21 protein-coding genes and 1 tRNA gene are annotated in these 20,969 nt (G+C 42.7%); 10 read left to right on the top strand and 12 right to left on the bottom strand.

The window, feature by feature from the left end:
- Positions 1 to 54 precede the first annotated feature (54 nt).
- From D1136_RS06045 to D1136_RS06035, 3 genes are all read right to left on the bottom strand, one after another.
- Positions 55 to 768 (bottom strand): FKBP-type peptidyl-prolyl cis-trans isomerase, encoded by a 714-nt coding sequence (locus tag D1136_RS06045; protein ID WP_161876717.1) that lies wholly within the window; start codon positions 766 to 768, stop codon positions 55 to 57.
- 37 nt (positions 769 to 805) lie between these two features.
- A complete protein-coding gene (locus tag D1136_RS06040; protein ID WP_161876716.1) occupies positions 806 to 1,408 on the bottom strand; it encodes an FKBP-type peptidyl-prolyl cis-trans isomerase in 603 nt (200 codons plus the stop codon).
- Between the two features lie 142 nt (positions 1,409 to 1,550).
- On the bottom strand, positions 1,551 to 2,201 hold the full coding sequence (locus D1136_RS06035; RefSeq protein ID WP_161876715.1) for an ABC transporter ATP-binding protein: 651 nt from the start codon (positions 2,199 to 2,201) through the stop codon (positions 1,551 to 1,553).
- Positions 2,202 to 2,372: 171 nt separating this feature from the next.
- On the opposite strand from D1136_RS06035, the gene D1136_RS06030 reads away from it, so the two are divergent.
- The 5 genes from D1136_RS06030 (at position 2,373) to D1136_RS06010 (ending at position 6,731) form a co-directional block, all read left to right on the top strand.
- Positions 2,373 to 2,454, top strand: a tRNA-Leu gene (locus D1136_RS06030).
- Between the two features lie 117 nt (positions 2,455 to 2,571).
- Complete coding sequence (gene tig / locus D1136_RS06025) at positions 2,572 to 3,924, top strand: trigger factor (protein WP_161876714.1); 1,353 nt, start codon at positions 2,572 to 2,574, stop codon at positions 3,922 to 3,924.
- A gap of 65 nt (positions 3,925 to 3,989) precedes the next feature.
- Entirely contained in the window at positions 3,990 to 5,207 is a 1,218-nt protein-coding gene (locus D1136_RS06020; RefSeq protein ID WP_202623073.1) for a pitrilysin family protein, read from the top strand.
- 11 nt (positions 5,208 to 5,218) lie between these two features.
- Positions 5,219 to 5,857, top strand: a complete 639-nt coding sequence (locus tag D1136_RS06015) for an O-methyltransferase (protein ID WP_161876713.1) — start codon at positions 5,219 to 5,221, stop codon at positions 5,855 to 5,857.
- Positions 5,858 to 5,936: 79 nt separating this feature from the next.
- A complete protein-coding gene (locus D1136_RS06010; protein WP_161876712.1) occupies positions 5,937 to 6,731 on the top strand; it encodes a thymidylate synthase in 795 nt (264 codons plus the stop codon).
- A gap of 152 nt (positions 6,732 to 6,883) precedes the next feature.
- Here the strand turns inward: D1136_RS06010 and D1136_RS06005 are convergent, their stop codons facing one another.
- Positions 6,884 to 7,945 (bottom strand): glycosyltransferase, encoded by a 1,062-nt coding sequence (locus D1136_RS06005; protein ID WP_237567001.1) that lies wholly within the window; start codon positions 7,943 to 7,945, stop codon positions 6,884 to 6,886.
- 145 nt (positions 7,946 to 8,090) lie between these two features.
- On the opposite strand from D1136_RS06005, the gene D1136_RS06000 reads away from it, so the two are divergent.
- Positions 8,091 to 8,579, top strand: a complete 489-nt coding sequence (locus tag D1136_RS06000; protein WP_161876711.1) for a dihydrofolate reductase — start codon at positions 8,091 to 8,093, stop codon at positions 8,577 to 8,579.
- Between the two features lie 4 nt (positions 8,580 to 8,583).
- Here D1136_RS06000 and D1136_RS05995 read toward each other — a convergent pair whose 3' ends face one another.
- Positions 8,584 to 9,360: a glycosyltransferase family 2 protein gene (locus D1136_RS05995; RefSeq protein ID WP_161876710.1), complete on the bottom strand. Its 777-nt coding sequence runs from the start codon at positions 9,358 to 9,360 to the stop codon at positions 8,584 to 8,586.
- A 296-nt stretch (positions 9,361 to 9,656) separates the two neighbouring features.
- On the opposite strand from D1136_RS05995, the gene D1136_RS05990 reads away from it, so the two are divergent.
- Entirely contained in the window at positions 9,657 to 10,433 is a 777-nt protein-coding gene (locus D1136_RS05990; protein ID WP_161876709.1) for a glycosyltransferase family 2 protein, read from the top strand.
- Here D1136_RS05990 and D1136_RS05985 read toward each other — a convergent pair.
- From D1136_RS05985 to D1136_RS05970, 4 genes are read right to left on the bottom strand one after another with little or no spacing between them, the layout of a single operon-like run.
- On the bottom strand, positions 10,422 to 11,186 hold the full coding sequence (locus tag D1136_RS05985) for a lipopolysaccharide kinase InaA family protein (RefSeq protein ID WP_161876708.1): 765 nt from the start codon (positions 11,184 to 11,186) through the stop codon (positions 10,422 to 10,424). The genes D1136_RS05990 and D1136_RS05985 overlap by 12 nt on opposite strands.
- Before the next feature lie 14 nt (positions 11,187 to 11,200).
- Complete coding sequence (locus D1136_RS05980; protein WP_161876707.1) at positions 11,201 to 12,253, bottom strand: CDP-glycerol glycerophosphotransferase family protein; 1,053 nt, start codon at positions 12,251 to 12,253, stop codon at positions 11,201 to 11,203.
- Positions 12,250 to 12,753 carry an adenylyltransferase/cytidyltransferase family protein gene (locus tag D1136_RS05975; protein WP_161876706.1) on the bottom strand — a complete coding sequence of 168 codons (504 nt, stop codon included), beginning with the start codon at positions 12,751 to 12,753 and terminating at the stop codon, positions 12,250 to 12,252. Before D1136_RS05975 ends, D1136_RS05980 begins: the two co-directional genes overlap by 4 nt.
- Positions 12,750 to 13,790, bottom strand: a complete 1,041-nt coding sequence (locus D1136_RS05970) for an alanine--glyoxylate aminotransferase family protein (protein WP_161876705.1) — start codon at positions 13,788 to 13,790, stop codon at positions 12,750 to 12,752. Before D1136_RS05970 ends, D1136_RS05975 begins: the two co-directional genes overlap by 4 nt.
- Positions 13,791 to 14,056: 266 nt before the next feature.
- Between D1136_RS05970 and D1136_RS05965 the strand changes: the two genes are divergently transcribed.
- The 3 genes from D1136_RS05965 to D1136_RS05955 are packed head-to-tail and all read left to right on the top strand — an operon-like array spanning position 14,057 to position 17,691.
- Positions 14,057 to 15,496, top strand: coding sequence for an MBOAT family protein (locus D1136_RS05965; protein ID WP_161876704.1), 1,440 nt, complete (start codon positions 14,057 to 14,059; stop codon positions 15,494 to 15,496).
- Between the two features lie 3 nt (positions 15,497 to 15,499).
- A complete protein-coding gene (locus D1136_RS05960; protein WP_161876703.1) occupies positions 15,500 to 16,351 on the top strand; it encodes a hypothetical protein in 852 nt (283 codons plus the stop codon).
- Between the two features lie 38 nt (positions 16,352 to 16,389).
- Positions 16,390 to 17,691, top strand: a complete 1,302-nt coding sequence (locus D1136_RS05955; RefSeq protein WP_161876702.1) for an O-antigen ligase — start codon at positions 16,390 to 16,392, stop codon at positions 17,689 to 17,691.
- Here the strand turns inward: D1136_RS05955 and D1136_RS05950 are convergent.
- The 3 genes from D1136_RS05950 to ispD all read right to left on the bottom strand — a co-directional run bounded on the left by D1136_RS05950 (position 17,672) and on the right by ispD (position 20,859).
- Positions 17,672 to 18,652: a glycosyltransferase family 9 protein gene (locus D1136_RS05950; RefSeq protein ID WP_161876701.1), complete on the bottom strand. Its 981-nt coding sequence runs from the start codon at positions 18,650 to 18,652 to the stop codon at positions 17,672 to 17,674. The genes D1136_RS05955 and D1136_RS05950 overlap by 20 nt on opposite strands.
- 75 nt (positions 18,653 to 18,727) lie before the next feature.
- A complete protein-coding gene (locus tag D1136_RS05945; protein WP_161876700.1) occupies positions 18,728 to 20,146 on the bottom strand; it encodes a capsule assembly Wzi family protein in 1,419 nt (472 codons plus the stop codon).
- 5 nt (positions 20,147 to 20,151) lie between these two features.
- Positions 20,152 to 20,859 carry a 2-C-methyl-D-erythritol 4-phosphate cytidylyltransferase gene (gene ispD, locus D1136_RS05940; RefSeq protein WP_237567000.1) on the bottom strand — a complete coding sequence of 236 codons (708 nt, stop codon included), beginning with the start codon at positions 20,857 to 20,859 and terminating at the stop codon, positions 20,152 to 20,154.
- Positions 20,860 to 20,969: the final 110 nt, after the last annotated feature.

Raw genomic sequence — 20,969 nt, 5'->3', positions numbered from 1 at the left:
ACAAAGTCCGGAGGAAATTCCTCCGGACTTTGCCAATAATATTTATCCTGAAAATTATTTTTTGTCAGTAGCCGGAGCTTCCGGAGTGACGATGTTCAATAATTCGATTTCAAAAACCAGGGTTTCATTCGGTGCGATCGGGCCGCCTCCTCTTTGTCCGTAAGCCTGGTCTGCGGGAATAAATACCTCCCATTTAGATCCTACCGGCATGGATTTCAAGGTAGTTGTCCAACCCGGAATAACGTTATGCAACCCGAATTTCACCGGTTCTCCGCGGGAATAAGATGAATCAAATTCGGTACCGTCCAGGTGGGTTCCTTTGTAATTTACTTCTACAATATCCGTATCGGTAGGAATGGGACCGTTACCTTGTTTGATTACTTTGTACTGGATTCCGTTGGCTAAGGTGTCTACTCCTGCTTTTTTGGCATTCTCTTCCAGGAATTTTTTTCCGGCTTCAGCATTTTCCTGTGCTTCAACCATAGCTTGTTTCTGGAAATAGCTGGTCAGATACATTTCCATTTCCTGGGGAGTTACTTTGGTCTCTTTTTTCTCCAGTGCAGTATTAATACCGGCTACAATTGCAGACATATTGGGTTTTTTAAAGCGCATGTTTTGCAATCCGCTACCGTACATATAGCCAATGTAATAGCTGGCAGAGTCTGCTGCTGTTTTCAAAGGAGCAGTGGTTGAGGTCAAAGAACCGCTGTTGCACCCCATGGCCATTACTCCTACACTCAAAATAAGTAGTAAATTTTTTGCTTTCATGGTATTAGTAATTAAGTGATGAATTATGTTTCTGTTGTTATACGATGGCCAATAATTCCACATCAAAGATTAAGGTTTCATTAGGTCCGATAGATTGTCCGGCTCCGTGTGTTCCATACGCCAGGTTGGAGGGGATATAAAGCTGCCATTTTGAACCTACAGGCATTAATTGTAATGCTTCCACCCATCCCTGGATAACTCCGCCTACCGGAAATTCGGCAGGTTCTCCTCTGCGAACGGAAGAATCGAAAACCTGTCCGTTAATGAGCCGGCCTTCGTAATGGCATTTCACGGTATCGCTGGCTTTGGGTTTTGGTCCGTTTCCTGCTGTCAGGATTTTGTATTGCAGGCCGCTTGGCAGTACAACGACTCCTTCTTTTTTCTTGTTTTCTTCGAGAAAGGCTTTTCCGGTTTCCAGGGCTTCGTTACCTTTTTCTTTTTGCAGTTTGTCGAAGTAGTCCTGAAGTATATTATTGGCTTCATCGGGCATGATTTCAGGCATCTGACCGGAAAATACGGTGTTCATAGCATCATTGAATGCTTCGGCATTGATGGTTTTTACTCCCGAAGAGATCAGATTGCTGGCAATGCTTAATCCCAGACTGTAGCTGACTTTGTCAAGTTCGTTTGAATATTTCATTATTTTCGTTATATTTTATGATTGCGCAAAGATAATTTAAAAAGGTTAAAAGTAAAAAGTTCAGAATAAAAAGTAATTTTATGGCAAAGAACCTGCATTTAGAAAGAGTGTACTTTATTCGGAGCGGATAGGTTACATCTTTTCAGACGATTTTTCCGTCACGGATGAGTATTTGTTGGTCAGCCATGGTTGCCAGCTGGGTGTCGTGGGTGACGATGACGAATGTTTGTCCCAGTTCGTCCCGGAGGTCGAAGAAGAGTTGGTGAAGTTCGTTTTTACTCTGCGAGTCAAGATTTCCTGAGGGTTCATCGGCTAGTACGACTTTGGGGGAATTCATCAGGGCCCTGGCTACGGAAACCCGTTGTTGTTCTCCTCCTGATAGTTCAGACGGTTTGTGGTGGGTCCGGTCTTTTAAACCCATTATTTCCAACAGGCGGTAAGCTCTTTTTTCCGTGTCCTTCTTGTGAGACCCTTTAATCCAGCCCGGAATGCATACATTTTCGAGAGCGGTGAATTCCGGTAGCAAGTGATGGAACTGAAAAATAAAACCGATGTTTTGGTTACGGAAAGATGCCAGTTTATTGGGAGAATAAGAAGAAATGTTCTCCTGTTCATAGCGGATTTCTCCTTGGTCGGGCAGGTCTAACGTGCCTAATATATGCAATAGAGTGCTTTTTCCGGCACCGCTGGCTCCGATGATAGTGACTACTTTTTTTTCAGGAATGACCAGGTCGATGCCTTTTAACACTTTCAGGTCGCCGTAACTTTTCCAAATATTCTTTGCTTCAATCATACCCGCAGATATTAAATTTATGATTTCCGGTTTGATGTATTCCTGTCATTTCTATCGTCGGTAAAAATAAGAATATAAGTTGATAAATAAGTATCTGACTGCTTATTATTTTATAAAATTGTTTGGCTATTTGAAATTAAGTATTACTTTTGCAGCGTCAAAAATGGGCACGCGGGCGTGGTGGAATTGGTAGACACGCCAGACTTAGGATCTGGTGTCGCAAGACTTGGGGGTTCGAGTCCCTTCGCCCGTACAGAGCAGGGAAAGCCGCCTTATGAGAGGTGGCTTTTTTCTGATAGGAAACAATAGCAATTAATGTAAAATCGTTGTGAATATCTGAAAATCACAACCGCTGAAACAACCGATAGGCATGAATATAACAAAAAACCAAATCGACAATCTGAATGCTACCATTAAGATTGAATTAGGTAAAGAAGATTACGCCGGACGCGTAGAAAAGGCACTGAAAGATTACCAGAAAAAAGTAGTGGTAAACGGTTTCCGTCCCGGAAAAACTCCGATGGGCATTGTAAAGAAGATGTATGGCAAATCTTTGTTGGTGGACGAAATTAACAAAGTGCTGGGAGAGAGTCTGAATCATTACATCCAGGAGAACGACCTGCAGATTCTGGGTGAACCGCTGCCGAGTGAAACCGAGCAGAAAGAATTGAATCTGGATGAGGAAAACTTTGAGTTTGTATACGATATTGCCCTTTCTCCGGAAGTAAATGCCAAGATGAGTAAGCGGGAAAAAGTGCCTTATTATGTCATCAAGGTGGATGATGAAATGATTGACAAGCAGATTGAAAGTATTTGTAAAAGCAATGGAAATTTACTGCCTGTTGAGGAGATTGAAGGTACTGAATATCTGAAAGGGGAATTGATTGAATTGGATGAAAAGGGAGAAGTGAAAGAAGGAGGTATCAGGAATGAAGATGCTTCTATGTCTGTTTTTCATATGAAAGATGAAGCGGCGGTGAATGCTTTCAAAGGCAAAAAATCCGGAGAAGAAGTAAAGTTCAATGCCGCAAAAGCTTATCCCAACAAGACCGATTTTGCTTCTATGTTGGGTGTGAATAAGGAAGAGGCAGAGAAAGCAGGAGAAAATTATTGTTTTATCATAAAGGAAATCAAGCGTTATGTGGATGCAGAGGTGAATGAGGAATTGTTCACGAAATTGTATGGAGAGGGAGTAGTGAAAGACGCTGCGGACTTCCGTAGTCGTGTGAAGGAAGATATTGAAAAACAGTTGAAAGGACATTCTGAATATCGTTTTACAATTGATGCTAAGGAAAAACTGGTAAAGAAGAATGAAGATGTAGTCCTGCCGGAAGCTTTCCTGAAAAGATGGATTGTTGCGGTGAATGAAAAGATGACTCCTGAGGAAGTGGAGAAGGATTTTGAGGGTTACCGGGATGAGTTCAAATGGCAGTTGGTAAAATCCGCTATTGTAAAAGAATTTGACGTCAAGGTGGAAGCCGAAGATATGAAGAAAGAAGGACGTCAGATTGCTGCCGCACAGTTGCAACAATACGGGCTTTATGGGTTGAGCGATGAGCAGTTGGACGGTTTTGCCGCTAAGTTGCTGGAAGATGAAAAACAACGTCACCACCTCTATGAAAGAGCTTTGGATAGCAAGATTTTTGATGTGATCCGTGAGAACGTGAAATTGGAGGAGCAGGAAATTGCAATGGCTGATTTTGAAAAATTATTTCAGAATTAATTGGTTAGGATAAAAATAAATACCGGAAAAAGCCTTGCGTTGCAGGGCTTTTTTTGTTGAGGATTATGTATCAGACTTATATATTGAATAACGGATTAAAGATTATTCATCAGCAGATTCCCCGAAAGGCGGCCTGGTGCGGGTTGATTATTGGAGTTGGAAGCCGGGATGAAGGAAAAGAGGAGGAAGGGATTGCCCACTTTATAGAGCATGTTATTTTCAAAGGGACCGAAAAGCGAAAAGCCTATCATATCCTGAGTCGGATGGAAGATGTCGGCGGGGAGCTGAATGCGTATACGACTAAAGAAGATACTTGTATTTACGCATCTTTTTTGCCCCGGGATTATGAGCGGACGTTGGAGTTGTTTGCAGATATTGTATTTCATTCCGTGTTTCCTGATAAAGAGATAGAGAAAGAAAAGGAGGTGGTGATTGATGAAATCAATTCTTATAAGGATAGTCCCGGGGAATTGATATTCGATGATTTTGAGGAGTTGATTTATCAGGGCTATCCGATCGGAAGGAATATCCTGGGGAGTGAGGCTGCGGTAAAGCGTTTAAACCGGGAGAGTATATTGCAGTTTGTAAAGCGGAATTATCAGCCGGGGCGTATGGTGCTTAGTTCGATGGGAGATATTCCGTTTGAGAAACTGATCCGTCTGGCAGAACGTTATTTCGGGGATATTCCCGGAAGTGAGACTCCTTTGCTGAGGAAGTGTCCCGAACGGTATCTTCCCCGTACCCAGGTGATAAAAAGGGATACTTATCAGCGGCATTGTATTATAGGAAATGTGGCTTACGATTACACGCAGGATAACCGTCTGGCTTTGTCGTTGCTGGTAAATATATTGGGAGGAATGGGAATGAACTCCCGTTTGAATCTGAATATTCGGGAGAGATATGGATTGGCTTATAATGTAGAGGCTGCTTACACGCCCTATTCAGATACCGGGGTATTTACCGTTTATTTCGGGTGTGATGCCGGAGACCTGGAGAAATGTATCCGGTTGTGCCGGAAAGAAATGACGGAATTGTGCCGGGTTCCCCTGGGACAGATGCAATTGCGCAAGGCAAAAAATCAGATGATCGGGCAGTTGACACTGGCGTCTGAGAATTATGAGAATATGATGCTTTCTATAGGCAAGAGTTTTTTGGTTTACGGAAAGGTGGATGAACTGGATAGTATTTGTGCAGAGATTCAGGAAATTGATGCTGCGCTTTTACAACGGGTGGCCCGGGAGATTTTTGCAGAAGAAAAGCAGTCTGTGTTGATTTATGAATAAGAAGGATGGATATGGAATTAACTTCTGATTTAGAAGAATATATAGAGTTGCATACCGAGAAAGAGCCGGAAATTCTGGCCCGGTTGTCCCGTGCTACACATCAGAAAATCCTGCGGCCCCGGATGTTGTCGGGAAATATGCAGGGACAGTTCCTGAAATTGTTGTGCCGTATGAATGGGGCCGAACGCGTACTGGAAATCGGTACTTTTACAGGATATGCCGCTTTGTCTATGGCAATGGGAGTGGGAGAGAAGGGGGTTGTGCATACCATTGACATTAATGACGAAATAGAAGAGTTTGCACGTTATTATATGGCCCGGAGTGGTTTGGAACGGCGGATTGTTTTTCATATTGGGGATGCCTGTGAAATCATTCCCCGTTTAGAGGGGATGTTTGACCTGGTGTTTATAGATGCTGATAAGAGGCAGTATTCCCGATATTATCGTCTGGTATTTGACAAGGTACGTCCCGGGGGGCTTATTGTGGCGGATGATGTATTGTGGGACGGAAAAGTTTTAGAGACGGATTCCCGGGATGCCCAGACTAAGGGTATTCTTGAATTTAATGATTTGGTGCAAAAGGATGAACGGGTGGAAAATATATTGTTGCCGTTACGGCATGGTCTGATGTTAATCAGGAAGAAGGAATGAGGAAAAGGGAATATGAATATTCCGATTATTTCGTATTTTTGTCCGGTTCTAATTTATCAACACTCTATTAAATATCATCATGCAGCAATATTTGGATTTACTCGACCGGATTTTAAGAGAAGGAGAAGAGAAAACCGACCGTACGGGCACTGGTACGGTTAGTATTTTCGGGCATCAGATGCGTTTTGATTTACAGGCGGGATTTCCTTTGCTGACAACGAAAAAGCTGCACTTAAAATCCATTATCTATGAGTTACTCTGGTTTTTGAAAGGAGATACCAATGTGAAGTATTTGCAGGAACATGGAGTGAAAATCTGGAATGAATGGGCGGATGAGTCGGGGGAACTCGGACATATATACGGTTATCAGTGGCGTTCCTGGCCGAATCCGGACGGAACTCATCTGGACCAGATTACTCAGGTAGTACATGATATCAAGACCAATCCGGATTCCCGCCGATTGATTGTCAGTGCCTGGAATGCCGGAGATATTAAGAACATGGCCCTGGCTCCGTGCCATGCTTTGTTTCAGTTTTATGTCGTGAACGGGAAGCTTTCCTGTCAGTTATATCAGCGAAGTGCGGACACTTTCTTAGGAGTTCCTTTTAATATTGCTTCTTATGCATTACTGACTATGATGATGGCACAGGTATGTGGATTGAAGCCCGGAGAGTTTGTGCATACTTTGGGGGATGCCCATATCTACCGGAATCATGTCGAGCAGGTGAAATTACAACTTTCCCGTACTCCCCGTGCTTTGCCAAAGATGGAAATTAATCCGGATGTGAAAGATATTTTTGATTTTCAATATGAGGATTTTCAATTGGCTGGATACGAGCCTTATCCGCATATCAAGGGGGAAATATCTGTTTGATGTTCAGTCTTTCTTTTTATTTCCGTTCGAATCCCGGCGGTGGTTCCTGTGGGGCCGGTGATAGAATGCTTCAACAGTTTTTTTGCTCCGATTGGCCGGATACTGCCGGACAGACAAATCCCCTGCCGGCCCGGTTGCTCTGTGAAAGGATGTCAGGAATGAGTGACTGAATGAAATACCTTTTTCAGGTTTGCCACGTATTTTTCCATAGTGTATACTGTCCGTATCCTTTCATAGCCGGCGAGCCCGAAGGCTATTGCTTTCTCCCGGTCGGAGGCTAAGTACCGGATGCTTTCGGCTATGGCTTCGGGGGAGTTGGGCTGAATAATCAGACCGGTTTCTCCGTCCACGACCAGTTCTTTTGCTCCCGGAATGTCCGTAACAATACAGGCCACTTTACAAGCCATTGCTTCCCGCAAGCTTCGGGGGGAAGCGTCCCGGGTGGAAGGACAGATGCAGACATCTTTTCCAGGCAGATAATGAATGGCATCCTTGTGTTGGCCCAATAGATGAATCTGGGGAGCAGCCGGGCCCTGTTGGGCCAATTCAAGGTCAGCGTTGTCGTAGTCTCCCAAATGGATTAAGTGTATATTGGAACCGTGGAGTAAGTGCATGCCTTCAATTAAAATCCGCAATCCTTTGAAGGGACGGTTTTTTGTGTTGGCCAGGCAAATGACTTGAAAGGCATCTTCCGGAATCCCCTCCGCTTTTTTGGGGTGGGCGAACACATCATCCATCCATTTTACATCATAAGGTTTAGGGTTAATTGTCATTTTCTTTTCCGGAATATAACGGGATAATTGTTCTTTTATGTCGGCCGTTGCGCACATGACATGGGAGATACAAGGATTCAGAATACCCAGGTAGTAGGTCAGGTCGCTTCGGCGTATTTTTGCCTGTGTGCCCCGGTAGCCGACTACTTTGGCTTTTGTGAAATAGGATGCGAACAGGGCGATGGATAAATCAGCGCTGTTCAGGGCGTAAATCACATCAATATCATATTGTTTGATGATCGCCCGCACGGCCTTTATGGCCGACCATTTGAATTTACTACGGAAATGCGGGATTTGTAAAGGAGTACAATCTTGAGGTAAAACTTGTTTTTCTTCTTCAGAGGCATAAGTGACGTAAACATGAAAGCCTTCTTTACTCATGGCCTGGAGCATTCCATAGTTGATAATATCTATAGAATGAGAAACACAAAGTAGGTTCATATGATATTTTAGGATTAATCAGTATTTTGTTTGAGTAGACAAAGTTCAATAAAATTTTTTAAAAAGCAATGCCTGGCGAATATATATCTTTATTGACTGATTTAATAGGCTAAATTGCTATCTTTGTGAAATAAAACAAATGAGGATGGAATTATCTATTATTGTCGCAGCCGCAGAAAATAACGTGATAGGCCGTGAAAACGGTTTGATATGGCATTTGTCGGCTGATTTAAAACGGTTTAAGGTTTTAACGACCGGATATACTATTTTGATGGGAAGAAAGACTTTCGAATCTATCGGACGTTCGTTGCCCGGCCGGCGCAATGTGGTTATCTCCCGTAATGCTGCTTTTAGACCGGCCGGCGTTGAGGTGGCAGGCAGTCCGGCGGAAGCCATGGAGAAGTTAAAGGAAGAGGAAAAAGTGTTTGTTATCGGGGGCGGAACGATTTACCGGGAATTTTGGGATAAAGCTGACACCCTGTATTTAACGAGAGTGGGAGTAAGTCCCGAAGGCGATACTTTTATTCCGGAGATTCTCCCTTCCCAGTGGGATTTGCTGGACCGGGAAGATTTTGAGGCTGACGGGAAGAATGAGTATGCTTATTCTTTTTTGGATTACCGGCGGAGAAGATAGTTCTTTATGTCCGTAAGTCCGGGTCTATGTCTTCCGGATTGACCCGGCTTTCCCAGATTTTAGCAATGGTGGTGAATTTATAGAATGCATCCATTCCGGCATTCACCAACCCGGCTTTCCCGTCTTTGAATCCGCCTTTTAAAATATAAGCTTTAAAAAAGCGGTAGGCAGGTGCATAGAATATCGCCCCAAGAGGAAAGTTGTGATTTGCCCTTTTCGTGATTTCCTTTGTCGTATAGGTATTTAATTTGGTCAGTCGGAGTTCCAACGGATTGTTGATTAAATGGATGAAAGCCAAATCTTTTCTTTGTTTGGGTATACGGATAGTCTTTCCCTGTACATTGGGGACGGAATGGACGTAGGGAGGCCAGTAGCTACCTTCTTTCCGGAAAAAACGCAGGATGTAATCCGGATAATCACCGTGCATGAATCTCCCCATCAGATAGTTTTTGCGGGGAATCCAAATGCCGTTCAATGTGTCCGGGGATTGGATAAATTCGTATAAATATTTCCTCAATGCGTCCGGAACGATTTCGTCTGAGTCAACCACCAACACCCATTCATGACTGGCTGCCTGTATGGCAAAGTTTCGGGCAGGTTCACAATAATTGGTTTTTTCATGAAATACGATTTTGCAGTTGTATCGCTCCGCAATTTCAATGGTTTTGTCCGTGCTATACATATCACAAATCACTATTTCGTCGAATGCTTTGACGGATTGGAGTACCCGCTCCAGAAATTTTTCAGAGTTTAAGGTTTGAATGACGACAGAAATCTTCATGAGTAGCTGGATTGAATCTTTACGCTCGGTAAATATTAAAATCGTCTGCTGTGCGAAGACGATTAAAAATAAAAATGTACGTTTATTCCGGTAACAAATGTAAAGAATCTTTCAGGATAGTGCAAATTTTTATTTTACATATAGTCAATCTTTTATTTATTATAACCGGGCGGGTAGGTCTTCTGTATATCTGACCAAAATAAACGTACCATTAAGTTGGTGGGGAGGCCTGTTGCTGAAATGTATTTTGGTGTCAGAAGGCTGTGGCGGCAGTTGGTTTTAATATAAGGCGGCTTATGAAAATATCGGTGGTAATTCATACTTATAACTCAGAAAAGTTTTTAGAACGGGTATTGAACTCTGTGTCCGGGTTTGATGAAATAGTGATTTGTGATATGTATAGTACGGATAAGACACTTGAGATTGCAAAAAAATACAATACCCGGATTATTTTCCACGAACCATGCAATCCTCCGGAGCCGGCTCGTAATTTTGCCATCCATTCCGCAACCTGGGAATGGGTGTTGGTTGTGGATTCGGATGAGGTTGTTCCGTTGGCTTTAAAACAGTATTTATATGCTTATATTCGGCAGAGCAATCCTCCGGAGGGTTTGTGGATTCCCCGCAAAAACTATCTGATGGGGAGATTTATGCACGGTGATTATCCGGATTATATCCTGCGTTTTTTCCGGAAAGAAGGTGCCTATTGGCCTCCTTATGTGCATACAGTTCCTCAGTTAGCGGGAAAAACAGTAAAGATACCCAAACAACGAAAAGATTTGGCTTTTGTCCATTTGATCAATAATCCTCTGAATCTGAAATGGAGAAAACTAAATGCCTATACTGATAATGAAGTGTTGAAGCGTTCGGGAAAATCTTACAGTTATTGGTCTTTGTTTTATGCTCCGGCTTATCGTTTTATAAAAGCTTATATTTTAAAAGGAGGGTTTAGGGATGGCAAGGCCGGATTGGTGAATGCCGGAATGGAAGCTTTCTATAAATTCACTACCATTGCTAAAATCTGGGAGAGCCGCGTAAAACCGGAAGATGTGGATCCGCAATTAAAAGGATAACCAGGTGAAAAGTTTTTTCCTGAATCTTTTTACCCGTTTTTTCCTGCGGTCCCTTTGGAGAGACAAGCGGTTGTAATGTAAGGTTTGTTTGATGCATTCTTCCGGGGAAAAACCGCGTTTCCGGGCGTATTCCCTGGCCAGGAAGACATATAATTCCTGATTCTCAAACATCCTTTTCAGGTTGCGGCATCCCTCTTTTAGATTCATGGGTTTGAATTTCATCCGGTTGATATCCACTAATGAAAAACGGTATTGTTCCTGATTCCGGCCTATCAACACGTTGCCGGGAGAGTAATCATTGTGACAAATGCCGTTTTCATGCAGGTCTGCCGTGTATTGGGCAAATGCTTTTATTAAAGGTTCATTTCCTGTTAGCGGACCGAAATAATAGTCTCTCATTTCCTGCCGGAAGGAACTTTGCAGGCTGATGTAGTAACTCCAGTGCAGAAGCCCCCCCCGGTATTGTTCGATGTAAGCAATGGAATGGGGAGTTTCAAATCCCCGGCGAAGCACTTCCAGAGCGTTAAGATATGCTTTGGAGGCTTTGGAAGCCCGGAAAAAAGTATAAATAATACGGTTGAAAAAGAAAGGTACCCGGAAACGTTTCACATTAATATCCAAGCCATTTACGTGAAATACTTTAATCGTATTCCGCCGGTCCTGAAGCACTTCTCCTTCCTTGGAGAAACGTTGGGGCAATTCTTCAACGAACTGGCGCAGATGCTCAAACTGGGGATGCAATATGAGTTTCATCGGATTAAAGGAGATTAGTTCTTTCGGATTTTACCGAATTTTTTAATACTGGTATATTTTCTCCATAAATTGAGTGGACGTTTCTGCGGGACTCCTTTGCGGGCAATATAATCTGCGGCAGCGGCCAGCATGCGTTGGCAGACTTTACCGTCCAGATAAGGGTCGTAGTTATCGATAATCCATTGGCGTTTCTGCAAGGAGCTATCGTCGTGGAGTGCCTGTTCATAAGCAGAAGACAGGTCTTCTGCTTTCTGGATATCGATCCAGTATATATCTTTAGCTACGGTTTTATAGGTGATTACCGGTTTGTCCAGCAGTAAGAATTCGTATACCGTAGAAGAGGTGTCGCTGAGCATGACGTCCGACATCAGTTCGTATTTGGTGATATCGTGGTCTTCTATCCAGACTACGTTTGGCTGCTGCTGAGCCCAAAGGCGGTATTCCTCTTTCCATTCATCTTTGGTTAGAGGATGGAATTTCAGCAAGAGAAGAATGTTTTTTTCTTTTACCAATTGTTCCAACCCTGCTTTTAAATGGGGAAGGGAGGTCAGGGATGGGGAAAAGGTTGGTGCATACAATACCATTTTTTCCCGTTGGTATTGTTCCAGTAAGGCTTTTTTTTCTGCATCAAAAGCGTGTAAATGATGAAAAATCCAGTCCTGGCGGGGCCATCCGGTTTCTGTCACTTCGAAGTCTTTGTATTTTCGGGATAGGGCCGAAAAAACTTTGGTGAAGAAAGGGCCTTGCGTAAAATAAGCATCGAAATACCTGCGGATGATCCAGTGGTCTTTTTTCTCTGCGGCGTAGCCGTGAAAGATTTGGATTTTTACCCCTGGCAGGTAGTAAGGAACGATGTTACAGGGTACAAATATAACTTCCGGCCTGTAATCGTAAATATCCTGTATATTATTGGTCCAGTTGACCTGGTCTTTTAAGGGAAAATCAGGAATGTTTTTTTTATGCACGTACCACAATATCCCGTGTCCTCCTTGACGGTCTGCTTCTTCCTGAATAGGATGTAAGATGTGGATGGCATATTTTTGTTCGCAAAAAAGTATTATTTTCATTTTTCAGGTGTTGAATTGGTGTTGTCTTTTCCTGTCCAATCCCGTTGTTCCCGTTCGAGATTTGCCAAAATAATAGCGTTTGCGTTATCGATAATTGTTTTTTTGATTGAGGTTGTACTGATGCCTCCGGTATAAGGCAGGTATACCACTTGTTTGTCCGGTTGGGATTTCATCCATTCCAATCCTTCCAGGTATTTGTTTTTCCAGTCATCTCCGATTGTGACGATGTCGACATCGAATTCTTTTAGTTGACGGATATCTGTCAGGATTTCCTGGGGCACCACTTTTGAAACTACGCCAATGGCTTCAATGATGCGCATTCGTTCCTCAAACGGAATAATGGGTTTTATACCTTTATAACTGTATATCAGTTCGTCGGTACTGACTCCAACGATTAATTTATCTCCTAAAGCTGCTGATTTTTCCAGAATATTCAGATGGCCTATATGAAATAGGTCCCATGTACCTGAGGTATAGACAATAATTTCTTTTTTTTTCATAGAGTATTTTCTATGTTTTTGATGGATTTAGCTAACATGTCGCAGTCTTCCGGAGTTTGACAGCCCAGATGAGAGACCCTTAAAAAGTTATTGATCCCCCCCGGCATAACAAAGATTTCTTTTTTCAGTAATTCCTTAAAAATGGCATAACCGTCTTTTTTTACATAAAATCCGGTGATGCAGTTTGAAGGTGTTTCTGCTGGTATTTGCCAATTGTTTTCTTTACATCGCTGTCTGAAATGTAAGGCGTTTTCCCGTATTTTTTGTAAAATGGGGGCTATTCCGTTTTTTTGAATCATTTTCAGCCGGGCATGTAATTGAAGAAATATGGTGGTTGCCGGGCTATAAGGTGTTTGACCGCGTACCAGATTTTTCAGGTTTTCCTCAAAATCCAGATAGAAATTCAGGTGTTTGAATTCCTGTTCTGATATTTTTGAAGACAGGATGATAAATGATAATCCCGGGGGGATGTTTAGTCCTTTCTGGCTGCTGATGATGGTCATGTCAACTCCTGACCGGGACATATTATAAGAATCAGCCAAAAAGGAGCTGATGGCATCTACGACCAGTGTGATGTTGTATTTTTTACATAGCCGGGATATTTCATCAATGTTGAATAATTCCCCGGAAGAAGTTTCGTGATGTTGGCATAACAGCACGTCCGGCTGTGAGGTTTGCATCATTTTTTCTAATGCTTCGTAGTCGATGTCTTTAGCGAACGGAACTTCAAAAACATCACAGGGGACGTGGTAATACTTGCATAAAGAGTGCCACCTGTGTCCGAAAGAGCCTCCTGCAATAGCGAGTGCTTTTTTTCTTGTAGAGACATAACAGGCGACAGTTGCGTCCATGGCAGCCGTTCCTGAGGCGGTGTAAAAAATAACACGCCCACCGGGACATCCCATCAGCTCCAACATGATTTGTTCACATTCTTTAACTATGGCTGAAAAAGCTTCGGTCCGCATATAAGGAATCTGGCGAGCCCCGATTTCTAATATTTCCGGCTCTATATTACCGGGAAATACAAATGACTTCATTCGTAAATAATTATGAACTATAATTTTTTTCAGTACAAAAATAGAAAATATTATGAAGAGAAAGCAATGTTTTCTGTTTTAATCGGCATTCATGGGTGAAAACAACAGTAGGGAAGTAAAAATATTGAATTTCAAAGATGTGTGAGATTAAAATTTGCCATATATATAAAGATTCTTTAATTTTGTCCGTTGTGCTATTATAAAGCTGGTGTCTGGTTAATGTATCCGGTATAATTACTTTGATAAATTGTAGTTGAAAACGGAAGATGTTATTTAATTCGATAGAATTTCTGTTTTTTTTGCCTTTGGTGTTTTGCTGTTATTGGATGTTGTCTGGATCCAGGCAGTGGCAGAATCTGTTTGTTGTTGCGGCCAGTTATCTTTTTTACGGTTGGTGGGATTTGCGTTTTTTGCTTTTGATAGCCTTCACCTCATTTTGTAGTTACTGGAGCGGAATATTACTGCAGAAAAATGATGGGAACCGCCGGGTTCAGAAATGGATTAGTGCAGGCAATATCTCACTTAATCTTTTCATTCTCGGACTTTTTAAATATTTTAATTTTTTTTCGGAAAATCTGGCCGCTTTGTTCAGGTCTCTGGGGTATGAGCCTGATTGGGTTATGCTGGATGTCCTTTTGCCTGTCGGCATCAGTTTTTATACTTTTCAGGCGTTGAGTTACACCATAGACGTTTATCAGAAGAGAATCAGTCCTACCTGCGATATTGTTACTTTTTTTGCTTATATCAGTTTTTTCCCTCAACTGGTGGCCGGACCTATTGAAAGAGCCACTAATTTATTGCCTCAGTTTGCGAAGTCCCGGAGTTTTGACTATGGAAAGGCAATGGACGGTATGCGCCAGATTTTGTGGGGATTTTTTAAGAAAGTGGTGGTAGCGGACAATTGTGCTGTGGCTGTCACTGTTATTTTTAATCATTACACACATGAGTCGGGAAGTACGTTGTTGTTAGGTGCTGTTTTGTTTACATTTCAGATTTACGGTGATTTTTCCGGTTATTCCGATATTGCAATCGGTACGGCCCGTCTGTTTGGGATAGATTTGATGAAGAATTTTCATTTCCCTTATTTTTCCCGGGATATTGCGGAGTTTTGGCGGAGGTGGCATATCTCTCTGAACACCTGGTTCAGGGATTATGTCTATATTCCTCTGGGGGGAAGCCGGGGTAAGAAGGGAATGGTGTTCCGCAATACAATGGTTATTTTTTTACTCAGTGGCCTGTGGCATGGGGCCAACTGGACGTTTATCGTCTGGGGGGCATATCATGCGTTTTTGTTTCTGCCCCTTTTGCTGTTGGGAAAAAACAGGAAATATCAGGATACGGTGGCTCGTGGCAGGTTCTGGCCGAATGGAAAAGAAGTGTTGCAGATGGGAGTGACTTTCGGGCTGGTGATGACCGGTTGGGTGATTTTCCGTGCAGAAAATATGACACAGGCCATCGCTTATCTGAGGCGTATGTTCTCGGCTTCTTTGTTTTCCTGGCCGCATTGGGAAGGCTGCGGGATAGCTGCGGGAGGAATTTTAATCTTATTGTTAGTGGAGTGGATACAACGGGATAAAGAACATGCATTGGCCATAGACAGGCAAATTCGTTCGCAGGGTGTGCGCTGGAGCATTTATTATGTGCTTGTTTTACTGATTCTGATGTTTGGGGGGGAATCTGTTGATTTTATTTATTTTCAGTTCTAAAATATGATTTGCAAATTTATAAGGAAAGGGATTGTTTTTATATTGCCATTGACTATATTGCCGGCGATAATCGGTTTGGGTTATTATTTGCACCGTCCGGACAGTCTCAGTCTTCCTGACGCTTCCCGGAAGATTTTGATTTTAGGGGATTCCCATACAGAGTGTGGTATCAATGATTCCCTTTTTTCCAATAGCTTCAATTTTTCAGAAAGCAGTGAATCCTATCTGTTTTGCTATGCTAAGCTGCAGATGCTGACTTCCGGGCAAAAGACTTTTGATACCCTTCTGCTTAGTGTCAATCCCCGGAGTCTTTCGGCCGGTACCCATATCCCCGGAGTGTATAAGTTCAACTCTACCCTTTGCCTGTTGGACTGGAGTACTTTGCAGGATTATCTCGACGAGATGCCTTTGTATATGGCAGGGCGTTTGTTGCGTCCTTTCTGGCAGGAACCTTGTCTGGAAGGAGGTTTTTTGGGGTTGCCCGACTGCAAATTGGCTAAGGATATAGCATCGAGGCAAGGGAAGGATAAAAACAGTTGCATTACCTATCCTTTGCAATTGACCTATCTTCAAAAGATTGTCCGGCTGTGTGAGGAGAAGAATATCCGTTTGTATTTTGTGAATGTTCCTATGTATAATGCCGGCCATTATTTTAATATGGATAATTTTTATCAGTGCATAGACACTAATTTCCGGGAGATTCCTTTTCTGGATTACGGTGATATGCTTTTGCCGGATTCCTGTTTCATGGATGCCGGTCATTTAAACAGGAGGGGGGCTGAAATTTTTTCCCGGATTCTGGAACGGGATTTCCATGAAAAAAGGGAAATGATGGCTGATAATTCCCTGAAATAAGTATATTTGCTCCCCATTCTTGAAATTGAGTAATATTTATGAAAAACATTGAAGTCTGGTTGTTTCTGGTTATAGCTTTTTTTCTGGGGACATGGGGGGCGTTATTTAATGTTGTGCAGACTGTTTTGATTGCGGTCGGACTGGTGTGGAACGTGATAAAATACCGGGATGAGTTTGTCCGGAATTTCAAGTCTGCCCGTTTTTATGTCCTGGTGCCTGTTTTTTATCTTCTTTATTTAGCTGTTCAGACCCTGATTTTGACCAGTAGCGGAAAGTATGTCGGATTTAAACCCGGATACGGTATTTTCGAACCTGAGTTTTTCTTTTTCCTGTTAGGGGTGTTGTATGTCCTTTCGGCTAAACCATTTGTGACCTTACAATTGTTGAAAAAATTTTTGTTGGTATTCGGGCTCAGTGTGTTTTCTTTTAATTTGTTTTTCCTGTTTTATTTGGGTGGGACCGGTTTATTCACCGACACGGTTCAGACGATAGAACATCTTTATCAAAGTCGTTTCGGATTCACGAAGTCATTGTGGGGGGGGAAGGTCTATTTGGATGCTCAGGCTTTGCAGATATATGCTTCGGCTTTGATTGCTTATTTCTTCGGACTTGTGCAAACCAGGCGTATTGAGAAAGGTGTGGCATTTGTGCTGTTTATTATTTTAGTCTGGTTTTTGTCTTTGACGGTGACCAAGAGTTCCATCTTGTCCTTTCTATGTGGTTTTGTGGTGTTGAACCTTTATTTTTTCCGGCGGTTTTCTTTAAAATATCGTTGGAGGTTGTTTGCCTTTTTGTCGGTTATGCTTGTTGGCGCCTTTGTTTTCCGTCCGTCCAGTTTTGATGAGCGTTGGCAGCAAATGCAGAGAGAGATAGAAGATGTGAGGGAGGAAAGGCTGGCCTCGGGAAGTTCTATTGTCCCCCGTTTTGTTTTTTATAAAGCATGTTTTGAGCACTTTGACGAATATGCCTTGGGAGGGCTGGGAGTATATACTAATTCTGTTTCCAAACAATGGTACCTGAATTCCGGGAATGTAGTGGTTGCAGGTTTAACCCATAGCCATAACTCTTATCTGCAATATTGGATGTTGGGTGGAATTGCCGGGTTGTGTTATATTCTGAGTTGGTTTATAAGGCCTTTTGCCCGTATGGTCCGGAAACGGCAATATGCTTTTTTGCCTTTGTCTGTTATGCTGGCCTTTTTTATTGATGCAAATTTCGAGGTCTTGCTGATTGTCAGTGATGCCGTTCCTGTGGTTTTGTTCTTTTTGGCGATGTTTTACCTGTATGGGGATCAATTTTATGCTTTGGAGGATTCTCCGTTTAAGGAGCAATCTGCTTAGCTAATAGTTGCCGGATATTTTCCAGGATCAGTTCCGGCGTGATATTCCGGATGTAATCTTCTTCCCGGATCAGATTGTTTTCCACTTTAAGAATATGGCCGAAATTCACTTTGGGCATAATGGTTGAGGTGGGACTGGTGGAAAGTCCCATTAAAGCGATGAAAGGAGTCCCTACGGCTGCTGCGATGTGCAGGGCACTTGAATCAATTGTGACCAGCACGTCCACATTAGAAATCGTGTTGATAAATTCCTCGACTGTAGTATTCGCTGTCAGATTAATGATATTGCTGATCCGGGCTTCTGCTATGTATCGGGTGTGTTGGATGTTATCGTCGGCATCTCCGATAAGTACCAGATTATATCCGTTTTCATTCAGCAACCGGAGCAATTGAACGGATTGTTCCGGACGGTAGTGGCGGTAACCTTTATTTTCGCCTCCCAGATAGAGACCGATAGTGGGCTGGGCATTGGAAAAATGAAAGGTGGCTTTTCCGGTATGCGGAAGGGAAAGGGGGGGGAGGGTTACATATTTATTCCCGATAAATTCGTTGAACAGGGAAGCATAACGATTGATGTAATGCTTTTGGTAATTGAGTTTCGGACTGAAATCAAGTAACAGGCTTCTGCCTTCTTTCCGGTAACCGATATTGATTTTTACTTTTCCCAGTTTGAACAGTACGGCTGAAATGAAGGTATTGACAAAAATGATGCCTAAATCTCCTCGGTATTTACGCAATTCTTTGATGATGGAAAAATAAGTGGACAATTTTCTCTTTTTTTTCGAAGAGAAAGTGATAAATCCGCTTACTTGTTTATCATATTTGAAAATATCTTTCACAAATTCCGGACCGACGATAATCAATTCTGCATCCGGATATTCTTTCTTTACTAATTCCAGACAAGGAGTTATATTTACCGTATCTCCGATAAAATTCGGAGTCCTGACAATAATTCTTTTCATTACCTGATTAGCCTTACACACCTTTTTTCAACAATCGCTTGAATTAAAATTTATCTGCTCAATATTCAAACAAATTTAAAAAATTCCCGTTTTAAAAAGCTTAATCATCACTCCAAAATTATTTTTGTATATATCCCCACGGTCAAAACCGATATTTAATGCGGTCCGGAAGGGTAGATGCCAATCCGGGGCAGTGAGTTCCAGGCCAAGACTGAATTGGGGTTTGGAGGTCGGGCGGTTGTTTTCATCCCGGAAAGCATGGGAATGGGTCCCGTAGTTCAGGGAGTAACTCATTCGCAGCTTGTATTGGATTGCCTGCGGTAGTTCACCGCAGATTCCCAGGTGGTGGGCGTAAAAGCGGTTGTTTAGAATACCGATGGTGATTCCCTCTTCGTTTTCAGGCCTGGGAATGAAAAATGGGGAGCCGATGACATGGCCGAAAAAAGTCCAGCCGGATTGATATATCCCGTTATTAAAATAGTTGTCATTTCCTCCCACTATTTCACCGCTGACCGGGTCGTTGTGATAGGGGCCGCTTTGGCATTTGGTGTAATAAAACTCGTAGAGGATGCTTTTTAGCCACTTTTGTTTTTTGGTGCGGGTAAAGTAAAAACCATAAAGCCCGTCGGGACGGTTCCTGAATTTTTCGCCGGAACCGTCTTCAAAGATGTGGTTATAATAAAATTCTGCCGCCCAGTTTTCGTTGTGGTATTTGAATTTTGCGAAATGCATCCCGATGTGATTCCCTAATTTATTAATTTCATTTTCCGGGGCGTCCTCTCCTCCTTCTTTGACTAATACCACCCGGAGATAGTCCTTGAATGAAGCAGGTAATTTCCCGTATTTGGTTGTGGTTCCGGCCCACTGTGCATAATGGTCCAGACCGGCTTCAAAACTGAAACAGGGGGTGATTGTAAATTTAATATCCAGCATTTTGTGGTGTAGACGGGTGCGTTTGCCTGCATATCGTTTGTCTGTCATCATGTATTCTTCATACTGTCCTTTAAAAGATATCCATTTGCCTATCCACGGTAATTTAATGAAATCCCAGGTGCTTAGGCTGATTCCGGGAAGGTTCCGGCTGTTGGTGGAATAGAGCATATTTCCATTCGTGGCGGACAAGCCCTCGTATTCCGTGTCCGGAGCGATGAGTCCCAAGGTTAATACCAGGTTTTGCCAGCGAAGTCTGCCATAGAGTTGATTGACGAACAAGCGGTTGTCTTCTCCTTTTTCCAATGAGCCTGTGCCTTCTGCTCCGAAAGAAAAGTCGAAAGCCCGGGTGTTGCTTTTGCTGAAAGGCGTTGAGAGACCGGCAGTACCCCAGAGATAAGTGTTTCCTGTTATTTTCCCGTAGGTGTTGGTATGTAACCAGAAAGGGAGTTTGCCGGCCGGCAGGGCGCCCCCGGTTTCTGCTTTATAGGTCAGGGTATGTTTTTGAGAAAAAACAGGAAAAAACCACAGGAGGAAGAAAAAGAAAAGAAGGAGTTGTTTCATTGCCATTATTTTAAGAGTTGCTCCAGTAGGGTCAGGTCTTCCGGATAGGTAAATTTGATATTGCTGTTTTCGCCTTTAACAATTTTGATTTTTTCCTGGGGTAAATATTTGTGGATGACGCTGCAATCGTCGGTTGTGATGAAATGAGGATCCGAAAGGGCTTTGGCATAGGCCTGGCGTAAGGTTTGCAAATGAAACCCCTGTGGGGTCTGCACCTGATATAAGTATTTCCTTTCCGGAATGGCCGTGATAAAAGTGTGGCCCGGGTCGGTTTGTATGATGGTGTCCGTCGCCGGGATAGCAACATTTACCGCAGCGTATTCCTTCAGATTTTCCGCTACTTCTTGAATGATACGGGGAGAAACGGCCGGCCGGACTGCATCGTGGATGAGGATGTTGCAATCTGTGGTTTTGTAGTTTTCCAGGGCACAAAGTACTGAATCGTAACGTTCTTTTCCTCCTGCAATGATGTGCCTGACTTTTTGAAAGTGTGAGGAAACAATAATGTTTCTGCATTCTTCCAGCCAGGAAGCATGGACAACAACAATGATTTCGTCAATACAGGCCAAAGACTCGAATTTGTTGAGACTATGTTCTAAGATGGTTTTCCCGTTGATTTTTAAAAACTGTTTGGGAATGGATCCTCCGACCCTTCGCCCGGACCCTCCGGCGAGAATAATGGCAATATTTTGCATAGGAATCACACTCGTCATATAACTGAATACAAAGGTAATATTTTTTAATAATATTCGTAATAATCTGGTGGAAAGCAGTATTTTTGCAAAGTTGTCCGATGGTTTGCAGGGAGCATTTGCAAACACTC

Source organism: Odoribacter sp. Z80 (assembly GCF_009935865.1).
In the GTDB taxonomy this organism is placed as follows: Bacteria; Bacteroidota; Bacteroidia; order Bacteroidales; family Marinifilaceae; genus Odoribacter.
The sequence above is the reverse complement of the archived record's forward strand: the minus strand, read 5'-3'. Positions and strand labels throughout refer to the sequence as shown.